This is a genomic window from Arthrobacter sp. USHLN218 (assembly GCF_037144715.1).
Lineage (GTDB): Bacteria > Actinomycetota > Actinomycetes > Actinomycetales > Micrococcaceae > Crystallibacter.
This window is the reverse complement of the sequence record NZ_JBBCYT010000002.1, coordinates 263,078-278,767: the sequence shown is the minus strand read 5'-3', so window position 1 is coordinate 278,767 and position 15,690 is coordinate 263,078. Positions and strand designations below refer to the sequence as shown.

12 protein-coding genes and 2 tRNA genes are annotated in these 15,690 nt (G+C 68.1%); 5 read left to right on the top strand and 9 right to left on the bottom strand.

The genetic code is table 11. From position 1 onward, the window contains the following. The first annotated feature begins 20 nt into the window (after nucleotides 1-20). Both WFH44_RS04940 and WFH44_RS04935 read left to right on the top strand, forming a co-directional pair. Nucleotides 21-494 (top strand): MarR family winged helix-turn-helix transcriptional regulator, encoded by a 474-nt coding sequence (locus tag WFH44_RS04940; protein WP_336712223.1) that lies wholly within the window; start codon nucleotides 21-23, stop codon nucleotides 492-494. Between the two features lie 97 nt (nucleotides 495-591). Beyond that, entirely contained in the window at nucleotides 592-2,094 is a 1,503-nt protein-coding gene (locus WFH44_RS04935; RefSeq protein WP_336712222.1) for an MDR family MFS transporter, read from the top strand. A 9-nt stretch (nucleotides 2,095-2,103) separates the two neighbouring features. Here WFH44_RS04935 and WFH44_RS04930 read toward each other — a convergent pair whose 3' ends face one another. Beyond that, nucleotides 2,104-3,003 (bottom strand): helix-turn-helix transcriptional regulator, encoded by a 900-nt coding sequence (locus WFH44_RS04930; RefSeq protein ID WP_336712220.1) that lies wholly within the window; start codon nucleotides 3,001-3,003, stop codon nucleotides 2,104-2,106. Nucleotides 3,004-3,139: 136 nt separating this feature from the next. Between WFH44_RS04930 and WFH44_RS04925 the strand changes: the two genes are divergently transcribed. The 3 genes from WFH44_RS04925 to WFH44_RS04915 all read left to right on the top strand — a co-directional run bounded on the left by WFH44_RS04925 (nucleotide 3,140) and on the right by WFH44_RS04915 (nucleotide 6,434). After that, nucleotides 3,140-4,399 (top strand): MFS transporter, encoded by a 1,260-nt coding sequence (locus tag WFH44_RS04925; RefSeq protein ID WP_336712219.1) that lies wholly within the window; start codon nucleotides 3,140-3,142, stop codon nucleotides 4,397-4,399. Between the two features lie 89 nt (nucleotides 4,400-4,488). After that, on the top strand, nucleotides 4,489-5,532 hold the full coding sequence (locus WFH44_RS04920) for a zinc-dependent alcohol dehydrogenase family protein (RefSeq protein ID WP_336712218.1): 1,044 nt from the start codon (nucleotides 4,489-4,491) through the stop codon (nucleotides 5,530-5,532). A gap of 134 nt (nucleotides 5,533-5,666) precedes the next feature. Continuing rightward, a complete protein-coding gene (locus WFH44_RS04915; RefSeq protein WP_336712216.1) occupies nucleotides 5,667-6,434 on the top strand; it encodes a glucose 1-dehydrogenase in 768 nt (255 codons plus the stop codon). Between the two features lie 125 nt (nucleotides 6,435-6,559). Here the strand turns inward: WFH44_RS04915 and WFH44_RS04910 are convergent, their stop codons facing one another. The 8 genes from WFH44_RS04910 to WFH44_RS04875 form a co-directional block, all read right to left on the bottom strand. Continuing rightward, entirely contained in the window at nucleotides 6,560-7,684 is a 1,125-nt protein-coding gene (locus tag WFH44_RS04910) for an AI-2E family transporter (protein ID WP_336712215.1), read from the bottom strand. Between the two features lie 520 nt (nucleotides 7,685-8,204). Beyond that, a tRNA-Met gene (locus WFH44_RS04905) sits at nucleotides 8,205-8,278 on the bottom strand. A gap of 58 nt (nucleotides 8,279-8,336) precedes the next feature. Then, nucleotides 8,337-8,408, bottom strand: a tRNA-Thr gene (locus WFH44_RS04900). 279 nt (nucleotides 8,409-8,687) lie between these two features. Further along, the gene (locus WFH44_RS04895) at nucleotides 8,688-10,610 is read right to left on the bottom strand and encodes a DEAD/DEAH box helicase (RefSeq protein WP_336712213.1); all 1,923 of its coding nucleotides are present in this window, start codon (nucleotides 10,608-10,610) and stop codon (nucleotides 8,688-8,690) included. 495 nt (nucleotides 10,611-11,105) lie between these two features. Further along, on the bottom strand, nucleotides 11,106-11,654 hold the full coding sequence (locus tag WFH44_RS04890) for a PadR family transcriptional regulator (RefSeq protein ID WP_336712211.1): 549 nt from the start codon (nucleotides 11,652-11,654) through the stop codon (nucleotides 11,106-11,108). Further along, nucleotides 11,654-13,678, bottom strand: a complete 2,025-nt coding sequence (locus WFH44_RS04885) for an NADPH-dependent 2,4-dienoyl-CoA reductase (RefSeq protein ID WP_336712210.1) — start codon at nucleotides 13,676-13,678, stop codon at nucleotides 11,654-11,656. The genes WFH44_RS04890 and WFH44_RS04885 overlap by 1 nt, the downstream gene beginning before the upstream one ends. A 72-nt stretch (nucleotides 13,679-13,750) precedes the next feature. Beyond that, on the bottom strand, nucleotides 13,751-14,425 hold the full coding sequence (locus WFH44_RS04880) for an MOSC domain-containing protein (protein ID WP_336712209.1): 675 nt from the start codon (nucleotides 14,423-14,425) through the stop codon (nucleotides 13,751-13,753). 92 nt (nucleotides 14,426-14,517) lie between these two features. Further along, entirely contained in the window at nucleotides 14,518-15,678 is a 1,161-nt protein-coding gene (locus WFH44_RS04875) for a cystathionine gamma-synthase (RefSeq protein ID WP_336712208.1), read from the bottom strand. Nucleotides 15,679-15,690 lie beyond the last annotated feature (12 nt).

Sequence of the window (15,690 nt, the reverse complement as noted above, 5' to 3'; positions counted from 1 at the left end):
GGAGACCTTATCCTTGTGGGATGGAAAGCAATAAGCCGGGCATGCTGCTGGAGGACGTCGTGGACCTCCGGCAGCTTGCCGTGGCCTTGATCGATATCTCTTCGGACGTGCGCCGGAAATCCCATGAAGATGCCGGCGTCCCGCTGCTGCCCAACGGAATGGTGGACATCATGCGTGTCATCGAGGCCCACCCCGGCATTACGGTGGCCGAAGTCGCCGCCCGGCTAAACCGCCAGTTCAGCAACATCAGCACGCAGCTCCGGGAACTCGTGGCCCGCGGCCTCGTGACCCGGGTCCGCGACACTGCAGACAAGCGCTACGTCACGCTGCACCCCACTGCGGAATCGGAACGCATCAGGACCCTCCTCGAAACGATGTGGGCCGATACCTTGGGCACCGCTGCAGATAAGCTGCGCCCCGAAGAGAGGGAGCAGATCTCCGCCAGCCTGCCGGCCCTGCAGCGCCTGGCAACGCTCATCGGGGAACCGGACTAAGCTCACATCCCGGTGGGGCCCATTTCTTTTCGAGCACACTTATACTTTTGTAAGTATTATCGACTGCCCCAAATCTCTTTCAACCGGAAAGGCATCCATGAAGAACACCCTGGCAGAGAGCACTCCGCCCGGAAACGTCGCCGCGGCAGAATCCGTTGACCCCGAGAGGGTCCCGCCCAAGCGGATTGCCGCGGTAATCACGGCGCTGGTGCTTTCGGCACTGATCATGATCCTCAACGAGACGGTGCTGACCGTCGCACTGCCGAACCTCATGACGGACCTGGCCATCGAGGCCACTACCGCTCAGTGGCTGACCACCGGCTTCATGCTCACCATGGCCGTGGTGATCCCGACCACCGGCTTCATGCTGCAGCGCTTCACGACGCGCGGGCTCTTCGTCTGGGCCCTGCTGCTGTTCATCGTCGGCACCGCGCTGGCTGCCGTCGCCCCGACCTTCGCCGTGCTGTTGGCCGGACGCATCGTGCAGGCGGGCGGCACGGCCATCATCCTGCCGCTGCTAATGACTACCACCCTGACCTCCGTCCCGGTCCGGCACCGCGGCACGGTCATGGGCCTGAACTCAGTGGTCATCTCGGTAGCACCGGCCATCGGCCCCACCCTCTCCGGGGCCATCGTCGGCTCCATGAGCTGGCGCTGGGTCTTCGGCCTGATGGTGCCGGTTGCCATCATCGTGTTCCTCTTCGGCATCTTCGCCATCAAGACCGGCAGGGAGACCCGCAAGGCTCCCCTGGACGTCCCCTCGGTCATTCTCTCCGCCTTTGCCTTCGGCGGTATCGTCTACGCGCTGTCCTCCATAGCCGACCTGATGCAAGGCGCCTGGTCGCCCATCGTTGCTCTGGTGGTCGGCGTCGCGGCCCTGGCACTCTTCGTCAAGCGCCAGCGCGTCCTGCGCAAGATTGAGTCCGACCTGCTGGACCTGCGGCCCTTCACGGTGCGCAACTTCCGCGTCTCCGTGGTCATCGTCATGATCGCGATGGCGACCATGCTCGGCACCGTCATGGTGATGCCGATCTTCATGCAGAACGGCATGGGCCTGGACACGCTGACCATCGGCCTGGCCCTGCTGCCCGGCGGCCTGATCCAGGGCGTGATCTCGCCGATCGTCGGACGCATCTACGACAAGGCCGGCCCCCGCCCGATCGTCATCCCCGGCGCCGTCCTGCTCTCCGGCGGACAGTGGCTGCTCGGCAGCGTCCACGTTGACACACCGGTCGGCATGATCGTCGCCTTCCATACGGTGTTCTGCGTCGGCATGGCCATGCTCATGACGCCGCTGATGACCGTTGCGCTGGGCTCGCTGCCGCGCGAGCAGTACGGCCACGGCAGCGCCATCATGAACACGCTGCAGCAGCTGGCCGGCGCCGCCGGTACCGCCGTCCTCATCGCGGCCATGACCATCGGGACGAGCATGGCGGCGGCCAGCGGCATCGCCGGCAACGTCGCCCTGGTCGACGGCGTCCGCGTCGCCTTCACCGTCGGCGGCGTCCTGGGACTCGTCGCCATCGCGTGCGCGCCGATGGTGCGTTCCCCTCAAGACAGGCACGGACCACTCCGCCCAAGGCCTGTCGGTAGCCGCTGAAACGACGGGCTAATTGTTCGGTTCTGTAGCCTTCGAGACTGTCGGTGCCGACCAGCTGGAGAGGAGTTTAAGGTGCTCTTCGTGTTTGGTCCCGGGTTCGGCCGTGTAGACGCTGAGTTCGTTCGCCACACCCGACACCGCGGGCAGGGCGAGGGACTGGTAGAACAGTTCCAGGTAGCCGACGACGGGGTGCTGCAGGCGTTTGATTCCCTCGTGGCGGAAGCGGATGTCGTGGGCGGCCCACAGGGTCCGGAACTCGGGGCTGAGTGTGGACAGTTCTCCCACGAGTTCGCGCAGGGCCTTGTCGTCGGGCGCCCGGCCGGCTTCGGCGCGCAGGAGGGCGGCGCTGGTTGCGGCGCCGGCGTCCCAGTCAATGAAGAACTCCCGTGAGGCCGGATCGAGGAAGTGGAAGCGCGCGAAGTTCGCACGGCCGTGGGCAGTGGTCGTGGCACTGGCGAACATCGGCGCGTGAAGGGCGCGGGCCAGCGGGTTGCTGGTGAGGACGTCGAGGCGGCCGTTGCGGATGAACGCGGCCGACAGGGTGATGGAATGCAGCAGCCACCGTACCGGGTCCGCGACCTCGGTGTCCTTGGGTCGGGCCGGCCCGCGGCGGGCGGGTCGGGCTGCGCGCGCCAGCTCGAACAGGTATCTGCGTTCCTCATCGTCCAGTTGCAGTGCCCGGACGACGGCCTCGAGGACGTCGTCCGATACGCCGGCGATGTTGCCCTTCTCCAGCCGTGTGTACCACTCGGGGCTGACTCCGGCCAGAACGGCGACCTCCTCGCGGCGCAGCCCGGGAACACGCCGCCGGCTGCCGGCGGGCAGTCCGACCTGCTCCGGACGGATCCGGGCGCGGCGGCTGGCCAAGAAGTCCCGGATGTCGGCGCGGTTGTCGGGGGCGTTGTCCATAGATCCACGATAGGTCTCTCCGGCGTTGGTTAAGGGGGGAGAGTTTGTGCCCCCATAAACGCAGCCTTCTTCCCGGGTGAAGGGACAGCTGAAATCGATGTTGAGACAAATTCGATGACAGCGAGGAGTTTTTCGCATGCAAGGGGAAAACCCCTGCCTCCAGACCGAGAACCGGCCCGACACGATCGAGCGCCGGCCGGCCCGGCTTCCGTTCGTGGTCTATGTGCTGGCGTTGGGAACGTTCCTGATGCTCACCACCGAGTTCGTCGTGGCCGGCATTCTGCCGCAGATCGCAGGCGACCTGCAGGTCCCCGTCGCCGAGGCCGGCCTGCTGATCACGGTATTCGCGGCCGGAATGGTGGGCGCACCGCTGATGGCGATGCTGACACGGCGGCTGCCCCGGCGGCTGACGCTGATCCTGGCGCTGGTCGTCTTCGCGGCCGGTCACGTGGTCGTCGCCCTCGGTTCCACCACCGGGGTGCTGCTGCCCGCACGGTTCTTGACCGCGTTGGCCACCGGGTCATTCTGGGCGGTCGCAGCGGTGGTCGCCACCCGAGCCGCCGGCGAGGGCGCTAGCTCTCGCGCCTTGGGGATCGTGAACGCCGGAGGCATGCTCGCTACCGTCATTGGCGTCCCGCTGGGCGCGTTCGCCGCGCAGGTCACCAGCTGGCGCGGAACCTTTTGGGCGCTGGCCATCCTCGCCGTCGGCGCGATGGCGCTGATTGCCCGTCACGTCCCCCGGGACGGTGCCGCCCACAGGCCGGTATCGATCGGCTCGGAACTCACGGTTCTGCGCTCGGGCCGGCTGTGGCTGGCGCTGGCGGCCTGCTCCACCACGACCGGTGGGGTGCTCGCCGCCTATTCCTACATCGCGCCGCTGCTGACCGACCAGGCGGGCATGCCATCCGGTCTCGTGCCGCTGGTCCTCGCCGGTTTCGGCGTCGGGTCACTGGCGGGCTCGCTCGTAGGCGGCCGGCTGGGCGACAGCCATCCCCACGCAACGACGATCCTGGCTCCCGGGGCGACCGCCATCATCCTCGCGGGCATCTGTTTCGCGGCCGACGCCCCGATCCCCCTGACCGCCCTCATCGTTCTGCTGGGACTCGTCGGCTTGGGCGCAAACCCGGTGCTGGTCGCCCTCGCCGTCCGCTATGCCGAGCACGCCCCCACCCTGGGATCCGCCCTGGCCGTCGCGGCCTTCAACGCCGGCACCGCCGCGGCCTCCTGGATCGGCGGGATCGCCCTCGCCTCCGGCCTCGGCGCCACCGGTCCTGTGGCCGTCGGAACAGCCGTCGCCACCCTGACCCTGATCCCCACCATCGTACTCGCCCTCCTCCACCGCCGCGCTACCGCAACGGCGGCCGAACCCGTGGCTGCTGCCGCCGCGGCTGCTTAGGCACGGCGGAGCGACATCCACGTTCACTCGGGAACATGGCCACCCCGACGTCGAAAACCAGGCTATCGGAAGAAACAGAGAGAGAAATCATGCGTGCAACCCTCATGTACGGTCCCGGGGACGTCCGCGTCGAGGACGTCCCCGACTCGACCATCAAACAGCCCACGGATGCACTGGTCCGTATTACCGCCTCCTGCATCTGCGGGTCTGACCTGCACCCCTACCACTCCATGGACGCCGCCCACGGGCCGGCCCGCATGGGCCACGAACTCATCGGCATCGTCGAAGACACCGGCTCTGCGGTCACCACCCTCAGGAAGGGCGACCTGGTCGTCGCTCCCTTCGCGATCTCCGACAACACCTGCGAATTCTGCCGTGAGAACCTGCAGACCTCCTGTACCCACCACGAGGCTGGCTTCTGGGACGGAATCCCGGACGAGGGCGGCCAGGCCGAAGCGGTCCGCGTCCCCCTGGCCGACGGCACCCTCGTGAAGCTGCCCGTCGCGCCCGACTCCGCGCTCATGCCCTCCCTGCTCACCCTCGCCGATGTGCTGGGCACCGGCTACCACGCCGCAAAGATGGCGGATGTGAAGCCGGGCAACCGCGTCACCGTGATTGGTGACGGAGCCGTGGGACTGATGGCCGTGCTCTCAGCCAAGCGTCTGGGCGCCGAGCAGATCATCCTCATGGGCCGCCACCAGACCCGCACCGCCCTGGGCCGCGAGTTCGGCGCCACCGACGTGGTCGCCGCCCGCGGAGAGGAAGGCATCAGCCAAGTCCGCGAACTCACCGGCGGCCACGGCTCCCACGTGGTCCTCGAAGCCGTCGGCCACATGCCCGCCTACGAGCAGGCGATCGGCGTCGTCCGCCCCGGCGGAGTCGTCAGCCGCGTCGGCGTACCCCAGTACGAAGACGCGCCCATCGGCTTCGGCAGCCTCTTCCGCCACAACATCCGCCTCGCCGGCGGACCCGCACCCGTACGCGCCTACATCGATCAGCTGCTGCCCGACATCCTCGACGGCACCATCGAGCCGGGCAAGGTCTTCGACGCCACCACCGACCTCGACGGCATCCCTGCCGGGTACAAAGACATGGACGACCGCACCAGCCTCAAAGTCCTCATCAAGCCATAAGCCCGAGGACAGACCACGCGTAAGGAGGACCACCAGCAGGCGGCCCTCCATCCCCGGCCTCGCCGCGCACGAGCTGTGTCGTCCCGCAGGCCGGTGCGACATGAGAACCCTCTTTAGAAAAGGAATCTTCACCCATGAACCCCACCTACCAATTCGAGGGACAGGTCGCCCTCGTTACCGGTGCCGCCTCCGGCATGGGCCTGGCCGCCGCCCGCCACTTCGCCGAGGCCGGCGCCGCCGTCGTCCTCGCAGACATTGATCGGGACGCCGTGGAGAAAGTTGCGCGGACTCTTGTCGATGCCGGTCATGAAGCGCTCGGCATTAGCTGCGACGTCGCGGATGAGGAGCAGGCCGCCGCGATGGTTGACCAGACAGTCAAGGCCTTCGGTCGTCTGGACATGGCCTTCAACAACGCCGGTATCCAGGTCCCGCCCTCTGACGCCGCCGACGAGACGGCTCAGAACTTCGATCGCGTCAACGCCGTGAACCTGCGCGGCATCTGGGCCGCGCAGAAGCACGAGCTGCGCCAGATGCGCATACAAGGCTCCGGTGCAATCGTTAACTGCTCCTCGCTGGGAGGCCTGGTCGGCCTGCCCGAGCGCGCGGCATATCACGCCTCCAAGCACGGCGTGATCGGCCTGACCAAGTCCGCCGCCGTCGAATACGCACCCAAAGGCATCCGCATCAATGCCATCTGCCCCGGTGTGGTCGATACCCCGATGGTCTCCGGCATGCTGGAGACCCAGGCCGACGCTATGGCCGAGATCCTCCGGGAGCAGCCCATCGGACGCCTCGGCGGGGCTGACGAGGTTGCCGCTGCCGCGGTCTGGCTGTGCAGCCCAGGCGCGAGTTTCATTGTCGGCGTCGCCCTGCCCGTCGACGGCGGCTTTACGGCACATTGATTCCGGGCTGGTGAGCCATACGCCTGGCCGGTCACAGGCGGGCAGTCCGCCCGATCAGCCCTGTAATACGGCGTACTGGGAAGTGTGGGAACGCGGCAGGCGGGCCGCGTTCCCGACGTGCCCGGTTAGGTCGGTTCGGATCCGGGAGGCGGAAGGTCGGGGTTCAGGTCCTGGATCCGCGGGTCCTCGGCGGTCCAGACTTGGAGCACTGCCCACGTAACGGCGGCCAGCGGGACCGCGAGCACCGCCCCTATGATGCCGGCCAGGATAGTGCCTGCGGTGAGGGCAAACAGGATGACCAGGGCGTGCAGCTTCAACGACCTGGCCATCACCACCGGCTGAAGCAAATGGTTTTCGAGCTGGTTGACTGCGATCACAACCCCGGCCACTATGACGGCGACAAGCGGACCCTTCGCGACCAGCGCCACCAGCACCGCCAACACGCCGGCGAAAGTGGCGCCGATTAAAGGAACGAAGGCGCCCAGGAAAACGATCATGGCCAGCGGGACTGCCAGCGGCACCTGAAGCACCAGCAGCGTGATACCGATGGCGGTGGCGTCGATCAGGGCGATGATCGCCGTGCCGCGTACATAACTGCCCAGCACCTCAAGGGTGCGCTGACCTGCCCGGCGCAGCTTCGCTTCCCGCGCGCCGCTGAACGGACGCAGCAGGAAATTCCAGATCATTGCCCCGTCCTTGAGCAGGAAAAACAGGACAATGACCATGAGGGCTGTGCCAGCCAGGAACTCCGTGGCCACAGAAAGCCCCGTCAGTGCCCCGGAACGGGCCTGGGCACTGGTGGCGAAATCGATCAGGGCCTGGCGCCCCTGCCCCAGTTGGTCCTGCGTGATCGGCAGCGGCCCGTTCACGAGAAAGGAGTCCAGGCGGTCAAGTCCAGTGGTGCCGGCGGCAAGAAGTTCGTCCCACTGGCTGCGGACGGCCATCACGATCAGGGTACCGGTAACCGCCAGCACTGCCAGCAGACTCAAAAAGGCGATCAGGGTTGCCGGTACGCCGGGGAGGCCCTTGCGGCGGAGCAGGTTCACGAAAGGACCGATCGCCGCGGCGAGGATCAGCGCAATAAGCACCGGAATCACCAGCAAACGGACTCGCAGCAGCCCGTAGACCGCCACGCTGATCAGAGTCAGGAGCAGCAGGATCTGGGCGCACCGGCTGCCCACCCGTCCCAGCCTGTCCTGCCACGCGCCGCCCCTGAGGGCGGGTGTCGGAAACGGAGAAGATGATGCCATATTTGGTCCCTCCAAGGGTGAATGGCCGGGCGTCCAGGCATCGCGGCTTGCCGGACCGGGTGTGCGTCACAGTGTATGGCGGGCTTGCCCTGCTGTGGCGCCTCCGCCACATATTTCCCCCATCAGGCGCACCTGGAAGAAGGAGAGCAAACCTCTCGCCCTGGCCCTGGATCCCACGGGCCCGGCACCAGGACGGCCGGACGCGGTCTGGGTGAACTGCCCGTCCGGCGCCGTTCCAGCACGGGATGGGCGGCCGCGCCGGACCGGCTGCGGCCGCAGGCTCTCCGTCCGGGGCCTAAGAATTCATAGCCGGAATTCAGATCAGCTGCATCCGAGTGCTTCATGGCGTCCCGGCCCTCACCTGCCCCGCTGCTTCTTCGGTGAAGCAGGAGTGGACGCTGCGGGCCCACCGTGCTCTATCCCGTCGCCAGCCAGGTAAATCTCCCGCCCGTGTCCCGCACAGGCAGCAAGAAAGGGCAGGTCCTTCGACTCCGTGAGCCGCAGACCTGCCCTTTTGTTGTAGCGGTGCCGGGACTCGATCCCGGGACCTCACGATTATGAGTCGTGCGCTCTAACCAGCTGAGCTACACCGCCACGAATGGGAACGCCCGCGCTGCGCCTTTTCGACACAGACGCGGGCTCCGCCATTCAGAGCCCCCCACCGGAATCGATCCGGTGACCTCGTTCTTACCAAGAACGCGCTCTACCACTGAGCTAGGGGGGCAACGGAGAAATACATTACCAGCAGATTCGGCCAGAGTGAAATCGAAATGGCCTGTTTGTGTCCAGTCCCACATAAACCGGCCTCCGCCGCCGTTTTTGAGGCCTATGCGCGCTATGGAAACGCTCTTCGCTCCGCGCCGGGCGGGGACGCCCCCGTCCCGCAATCCAGGCGGCGGATCGGATGGTGCAGTGAGATTGCGCACAAAAAGCGGGAGGCACCCGCAGCCTGTCTGGCTGCGGGTGCCTCCCGAAAGGTCAGCTGGGGCGCTGAACCTTGTTCCTAGTAGCTGGAGTGCCGCGGCTTCCGCGCTCCGGCGCCGTGTCCGAAACGGGATTCCCCGCGGTCCGCACGGTCCTTGCCGAAGCCGCGCTCGCCGTCGTACTTCTTCTTGTAACCGCCACGGTCGCCATCAAACTTCTTCTTGAAGCCGCCACGATCACCGTAGCCGCCCCGGCTGCCCGCGAAATCCTCGCGGTCGCGGCGCGGTTTGCGGCCGGAGTCGAGCTCAAGGTGGATGAGCTCGCCGCCGATCCGGGTTTTGGACAGCGCGCGCAGCTGGTCCTGGGACAGGTCCGAGGGCAGCTCGACCAGGGAGTGGTCGCTGCGGATGTCGATGCCGCCGATCTGGGCGGAGGTCAGGCCGCCCTCGTTCGCCAGGGCGCCGACGATGGAGCCGGGCATGACCCGCTGCCGGCGGCCGACGGCGATCCGGTAGGTGGCGTTGCCCTCGGTCAGCGGGCGGCTGGGCCCGCGGGAGCCGAAGCCGTCCTTCTTGCCGCCAGCCAGGCGCGCCTGCTTGGCGGGCGGCGCCGGCAGTTCCTCCATCAGCAGCGGACGTCCGCCCTGGGCCATGTGGGCCAGCGCGGCGGCGATCTCCACGGCGGTCACGTCGTGGTCCGCCTCGTACTTCTCCACGAGCTCGCGGAAGACGGTCAGTTCCTCGGACCCCAGCGTTTCGGTGATCCGGCCGGCGAACTTCTCGAGACGGTTGGCGTTGACGGAGTCGACGGTCGGCAGGTGCATCAGCTCCACGCTCTGCCGGGTGGCCTTCTCGATGGCGCGCAGCAGGTACTTCTCGCGCGGCGTCATGAAGAGGATGGCGTCGCCGGTGCGGCCGGCGCGGCCGGTGCGGCCGATCCGGTGCACGTAGGACTCCGTGTCATGCGGGATGTCGTAGTTGACGACGTGGCTGATCCGCTCGACGTCCAGGCCGCGGGCGGCGACGTCGGTGGCCACCAGGATGTCCACCTTGCCTTCGCGCAGCGCTTCCACGGTGCGTTCGCGCTGCTGCTGCGGGATGTCGCCGTTGATGGCGGCAGCGGTGAAGCCGCGGGCCTTGAGCTTGTCCGCAAGATCCTCGGTGGCCATCTTGGTGCGGACGAAGGCGATGACGCCGTCGAACTCTTCGGTCTCCAGGATCCGGGTCATCGCGTCAAGCTTGTGGGCGCCCATGACCTGGACGTAGCGCTGGCGGATGTTGGAGCCGGTCGACGTCTTGGACTTGACCGAGATCTCGGCCGGGTCCTTCAGGTACTTCTTGGCGATCCGGCGGATGGCGGTCGGCATGGTGGCCGAGAACAGGGCCACCTGCTTCTCCTCGGGGGTCTTCGAGAGAATCTGGTCCACCTCTTCGGCGAAGCCCATGCGCAGCATTTCGTCGGCCTCGTCCAGCACCATGTACTGGAGTTCGGACAGGTCCAGCGAGCCCTTTTCGATGTGGTCGATGACGCGGCCCGGGGTGCCGACGACGACCTGGGCGCCGCGGCGCAGTCCGGCCAGCTGCGGTCCGTAGGCGGAGCCGCCGTAGACCGGGAGGACGGTGAAGTCCTCCATGTGGGCGGCGTAGGACGAGAAGGCCTCGGCAACCTGCAGCGCGAGTTCGCGGGTCGGCGCGAGCACCAGGATCTGGGTCTTCTTGGTGGCCGGCAGCTCGGCCATCCGGGACAGTGCCGGGATGGCGAAGGCTGCGGTCTTGCCGGTGCCGGTCTGGGCCAGGCCGACGACGTCGCGGCCTTCCAGCAGGACCGGAATGGTCGCGGCCTGGATCGGCGACGGCTTCTCGTAGCCGACGTCGGTCAGGGCCGCCAGGACACGGCCGTCAAGGCCGAGGTCGGTGAAGAGTACGGTTTCTTCCTCGGATGCCGCCTGGGCCGGCGCAGCGGCTTCGGTTTCGGACACGGTGGAGGTGGGATTTTCGGACACGAAGGTTCCTCATATTCATTTCGGGGAACGGAAGCCACGCAAAGCATGGCCGTCTCAAGGAGACGGCGACGTCCTGGGAGGCTCATTGACACAAGTCCGGCGCTGTTGCAATCCCGCGGCAGGACTTTCCGTCACAGCTGCTGGCCGCCTCCCGGCGGTCTGTATGACGCTTTCGACAGCCGGCGCTCCCAAAATGAAACTGTCCGCAATAGCTGCGGACCCAACACACCAATCAGACGCGACGCGCCGAAATAAGGGAATACCGGAGTGGGGGATGTATCCATCATACGGCATCCGCGCCGCCAGCCGGTCCGTGCAAATACGACGGCGGCGGTGAGCTTGGGCACAGGCGCCCCGAGGCGGCTGCGGTGCGGCTCCCCGCGCGACCGTCCATCGAGCAGCAAATGCCCCTGTCAGGCGCAGAAAGGGCATCTGCTGCACAGCCGGAGCTGGTCGAGGGACGGGCGGATCTGGGGGCTTCGGGCGGGCCCGCTGTCAAAGCCCGTCCAGGGTCGCCTCGGCCCACTCGACCCAGGCGTGCTCGAAGACGATGCCGGCCTCCAGCACCGCGAGCTGCAGGTGGCTGCCGCGTCCGGTGCCGCCGGTTAGGCCTGCGCTGCCGGTGCGGCCCGGCGGGAAGGTCTGTTCCTTCAAGTCGAGGTAGGTTCTCAGCTGGCGGCGGTGGAGCCCCAGATGCCGGCGCAGCTCGGGGCCGATGTCCGGCGAGCCCAGGACGGCGGAGGCCCGGAGGCGGATCATCAGTTCCTCGCGCACCGGCCGCGGATCCTGCTGCCGTCCCGTCCAGTCCGCCAGTTCCGACCGGCCGGCAGGCAGGACCTCATAGTCCTTGGCGCGGCCGCGGGAGGAGCCGCGGCCGGTGGAGCGGACCATGCCGTCGCGCTCCAGTCCGCCCAGTTCGCGGTAGATCTGCTGGTGCGTCGCCGGCCAGAAGAAGCCGAAGGACCGGTCGAAGCGCCGCGCCAGCTCCGCCCCGGACCCGGGCTTCTCCAGCAGCGCCGTCAGGATGGCGTGGCGGAGCGACATCAGATCACCGCGGCCAGCCGGACCGCCTGGTCGATGGCGCGTTTGGCGTCCAGTTCGGCGGCCACGTCGGCGCCGCCGACCAGATGGACCTTCAGGCCCGCGGCCTCGAGCTCCGGCAGCAGCTCGCGGCGGGGCTCCTGGCCGGTGCAGAGCACCACCGTGTCCACGGCGAGTACACGCTCGGTGCCCTCGACGCTGAAGTGGAGCCCGGCGTCGTCGATCCTCCGGTAGGTCACGCCCGGAATCATGGTCACGCCCTTGTCCTTCAGCTCCGTCCGGTGGATCCACCCCGTGGTCTTGCCCAGCCCGGCGCCGATCTTGCTGCTCTTCCGCTGCAGCAGGTAGGCCGTCCGCGCCGCTGGCCGCAGCCGGGGCCGGGACAGGCCGCCGGCAGCCGCGTAATGAGGGTCGATCCCCCACTGTGCGCGGAAAAGCTCCGGATCCAGCGCCTCGCTAGGGCCGGCCTCGGTGAGGAAATGCGCGACGTCGAAGCCGATGCCGCCGGCACCGAGGATGGCCACGGTGGCCCCGACCGGCTTCCTGCCCTGCAGTACGTCGAGGTAGCCCAGCACGGAGGGATGGTCCAGCCCCTCGATCTCCGGCACCCGCGGCAGCACGCCCGTGGCGAGGACGACCTCGCCGAATCCCTCGGCCTGGAGCGCCTCGGCGGTGGCACGTGTCCCCAGCCGCAGGTCGATCCCGCCTAGTTCCAGCTGCCGCCGGAAATACCGCAGCGTCTCGCGGAACTCCTCCTTCCCGGGGATCCGCGCGGCCAGGTTGAACTGCCCGCCGATCCTGTCCGCGGCCTCGAAGAGCGTGACGCGGTGCCCGCGCTCGGCGGCCGCGAGCGCGAAGCCCAGGCCCGCCGGCCCGGAGCCCACCACGGCGAGCCGCTTCTTCTCCTCGGCCGGCCGCAGGACTAGCTCGGTTTCGTGTCCGGCGCGCGGGTTCACCAGGCAGGAGCTCACCTTGCCGGCGAACGTGTGGTCCAGGCACGCCTGGTTGCAGGCGATGCACGTGTTGATTTCGTCGGCCACGCCGCGGGAAGCCTTGAGCACGAATGCCGGATCCGCCAGCAGCGGCCGCGCCATCGAGACCACGTCCGCGCAGCCGTCGGCCAGCACCTGCTCCGCGGTCTCCGGCGTGTTGATCCGGTTGGTCGCGATCAGGGGCAGGCCGGTCCGCCCCATGAGCTGCCCGGTGACCCAGGCGAAGCCGGCCCGCGGAACGGATGTGGCAATGGTGGGAATGCGGGCCTCGTGCCAGCCGATCCCGGTGTTGATCAGGGTGGCTCCCGCCGCCTCGACGCCTTGCGCCAGGTCGATGACCTCGGCCAGCGAGGAACCGCCCTCGACCAGGTCCAGCATGGACAACCGGTAGATCAGGATGAAGTCCGGCCCTACCCGCTCCCGGGTCCGGCGCACGATCTCGAGCGGGAAACGGATGCGGCTGGCGTAGTCCCCGCCCCAGGAGTCCGCCCGCCGGTTGGTCCGGGCCGTGATGAACTCGTTGACCAGGTAGCCCTCGCTGCCCATGATCTCGACGCCGTCATACCCGGCCGACTGGGCCAGCCAGGCCGCACGGGCGAAGTCCTCGATGGTTTGCTCGACTTCCGCGGCGTCCAGTTCCCGCGGGGTGAAAGGGCTGATCGGGGCCTGCTCCGCGCTGGGGGCCACCAGGTCCGGGTGCGCGGCGTAGCGCCCGGCGTGCAGCAGCTGGAGGGCGATCCTGCCGCCGGCGGCGTGCACGGCTTCGGTGATCGTCCGGTGCTCCGCGGCCTCTTCCGGGGTGGAGAGCATGGCGCCGCCGGGAGCCAACCTTCCCGCCTCATTCGGCGAGAAGCCGCCGGTGACAATCAGGCCGACGCCGCCGCGCACGCGTTCCGCATAGAACGCGGCGAGCCTCTCGAATCCGCCCGGGCGTTCCTCCAGGCCCGTGTGCATGGAGCCCATCAGCACCCGGTTGGGCAGCGTGGTGAAGCCGAGGTCGAGGGGTTCCAGCAGGCGGGGATACGGACCGGTCACACTGCGCTCCTTTGCACAACAAGTTGCATAAACGCTATGCCACGGCCGCTCGGGTGGCAAGAGCCGCGGCGGTTACGGCGCCGTCGCCGGAGCCTCGGCCTTCGCCCGCTTCAGCGCCCGACGCACCGCCCGGAGGACGTTGCCGCCTAAGGTGATTTCGCCGTCGTTCTCCGACTCCAGCAGCGCCCGTGCCTGTTCCAGGCCCAGCCCGCCGGAGACGTCCGCCACCGACACCCCGTGCCTCGGGCGGTACAGCACCTCGACGCTATCCCCCGCGGCGATCGCTCCGGCGGCGTCGACCTTCAGGTAGGCGCCGGGCAGGCCCTTGGCCAGGAAACGCTTGGCCCATTGCGGCTGGTCCATGTGGCGGCCGAAGGTGGCGCACGGGATGCGCGGCATGGTGACCGTCACCGTCACGGCCTCGCCGATCCGCCACCGCTCCCCCACCAGCGCGCCGCTGACCGGCAGCCCCTCGGTTCGCAGGTTCTCGCCGAAGAGTCCGGCGGGAATGTCCCGGCCAAGCTCCGCGGCCCACTGCGCGGCGTCTTCGGCTGCGTAGGCGTAGAGCGCCTTCAGCTCCCCGCCGTGGTTCTTCCTGTCGGCCTGGACGTCGGCGCGCAGGCCCAGTTCGTGGACGGCCACCGGACCGGCCACGGGGCGCTTGTCGATCGCCGTGATTCCCACCTTGCTCTCGTCCGGTTTGAGCGCGTGGACGCGGCAGACGGCGAGCAGGGTTCCGTGAGTCATGAGGCTAAGTCTATGTACGACGACGGCCGCCCGCCTTTCGTGCGAAAGGCGGGCGGCCGTCGTCGGTAGCCCTGGGGCCCGAAGGTGGACGCTCAGAGGCTGGCGAATGCCTGCTCGAGGTCGGCGATCAGGTCCTCGACGTCCTCGATGCCCACGGAGAGCCGGATCAGGTTCTCCGGGACGGCAAGCTCTGTGCCCTTTACGGACGCGTGCGTCATCTGGGAAGGGTAGTTGACCAGCGACTCGATGCCGCCGAGGGACTCGGCCAGCGTGAAGACGCGGGTCGATTCGGCGATCCTGCGGGCGGCGGCCTCTCCGCCGTTGAAGGACACGGACACCATTCCGCCGAAGCGGCGCATCTGCTTCTTGGCCAGCTCGTGGCCCGGGTGGTCCGGCAGGCCCGGGTAGTAGACGGCTTCCACCTCCGGCCGGCCCTGCAGCCATTCGGCGACGGCCTGCGCATTGGACGAGTGCCGGTCCATGCGGACGCCGAGGGTCTTCAGGCCGCGCGTGGTCAGGAACGCATCGAGCGGGCCTGAGACCGCGCCCACGGCGAACTGGACGAAGCCGACCTTCTCGGCCAGTTCGTCGTCGTTCAGTGCCACGGCCCCGCCGATCACGTCCGAGTGGCCGCCGATGTACTTGGTGGTGGAGTGCACCACGATGTCCGCGCCGAAGGCCAGCGGATTCTGCAGGTACGGCGACGCGAAGGTGTTGTCCACGACCAGCAGTGCCCCGGCGTCGTGGGCCACCTTGGCCAGGGCTTCGATGTCCGTGACCTTCATCATCGGGTTGGACGGGGTCTCCACCCAGACGAAGCGGGTCTTGTTGGCCTTCACCGCTTCGGCCACGCGCGCCTGGTCCGCCATGTCGACGACGGTGTGGCCGATGCCCCACGGGCCGAGCACGCGGTTGATCAGGCGGTAGGTTCCGCCGTAGGCGTCGTTGCCCAGCACGATGTGGTCGCCCGGTGCCATCAAGGCGCGGATCAGGCCGTCCTCCGCGGCGAGGCCGGACGAGAAGGAGTAGGCGTACTTGGCGCCCTCGAGGGCGGCCAACTGCTCCTGGAGCGCATCACGGGTGGGGTTGGTGCCGCGGCCGTACTCGTAGCCCTCGCGCAGCCCGCCGATGCCGTCCTGGGCATAGGTGGAGCTGAAGTGGACGGGCGGGACTACGGCGCCGGTCCGCGGTTCGAAGGCCTGTCCGGCGTGGATGGCGCGGGTGTTGAAGCCGCCGGTGTTCTCTGCAGTCATGTGGTCCTCTTC

Excerpts from the sequence above, each read along its gene's own strand:
- WFH44_RS04875 (WP_336712208.1), bottom strand. The coding sequence starts at position 15,678 with ATGACTGCAGAGAACACCGGCGGCTTCAACACCCGCGCCATCCACGCC.
- WFH44_RS04920 (WP_336712218.1), top strand. The coding sequence starts at position 4,489 with ATGCGTGCAACCCTCATGTACGGTCCCGGGGACGTCCGCGTCGAGGAC.
- WFH44_RS04880 (WP_336712209.1), bottom strand. The coding sequence starts at position 14,425 with ATGACTCACGGAACCCTGCTCGCCGTCTGCCGCGTCCACGCGCTCAAA.
- WFH44_RS04915 (WP_336712216.1), top strand. The coding sequence starts at position 5,667 with ATGAACCCCACCTACCAATTCGAGGGACAGGTCGCCCTCGTTACCGGT.
- WFH44_RS04910 (WP_336712215.1), bottom strand. The coding sequence starts at position 7,684 with ATGGCATCATCTTCTCCGTTTCCGACACCCGCCCTCAGGGGCGGCGCG.
- WFH44_RS04925 (WP_336712219.1), top strand. The coding sequence starts at position 3,140 with ATGCAAGGGGAAAACCCCTGCCTCCAGACCGAGAACCGGCCCGACACG.
- WFH44_RS04935 (WP_336712222.1), top strand. The coding sequence starts at position 592 with ATGAAGAACACCCTGGCAGAGAGCACTCCGCCCGGAAACGTCGCCGCG.
- WFH44_RS04930 (WP_336712220.1), bottom strand. The coding sequence starts at position 3,003 with ATGGACAACGCCCCCGACAACCGCGCCGACATCCGGGACTTCTTGGCC.
- WFH44_RS04940 (WP_336712223.1), top strand. The coding sequence starts at position 21 with ATGGAAAGCAATAAGCCGGGCATGCTGCTGGAGGACGTCGTGGACCTC.
- WFH44_RS04890 (WP_336712211.1), bottom strand. The coding sequence starts at position 11,654 with ATGTCGCTCCGCCACGCCATCCTGACGGCGCTGCTGGAGAAGCCCGGG.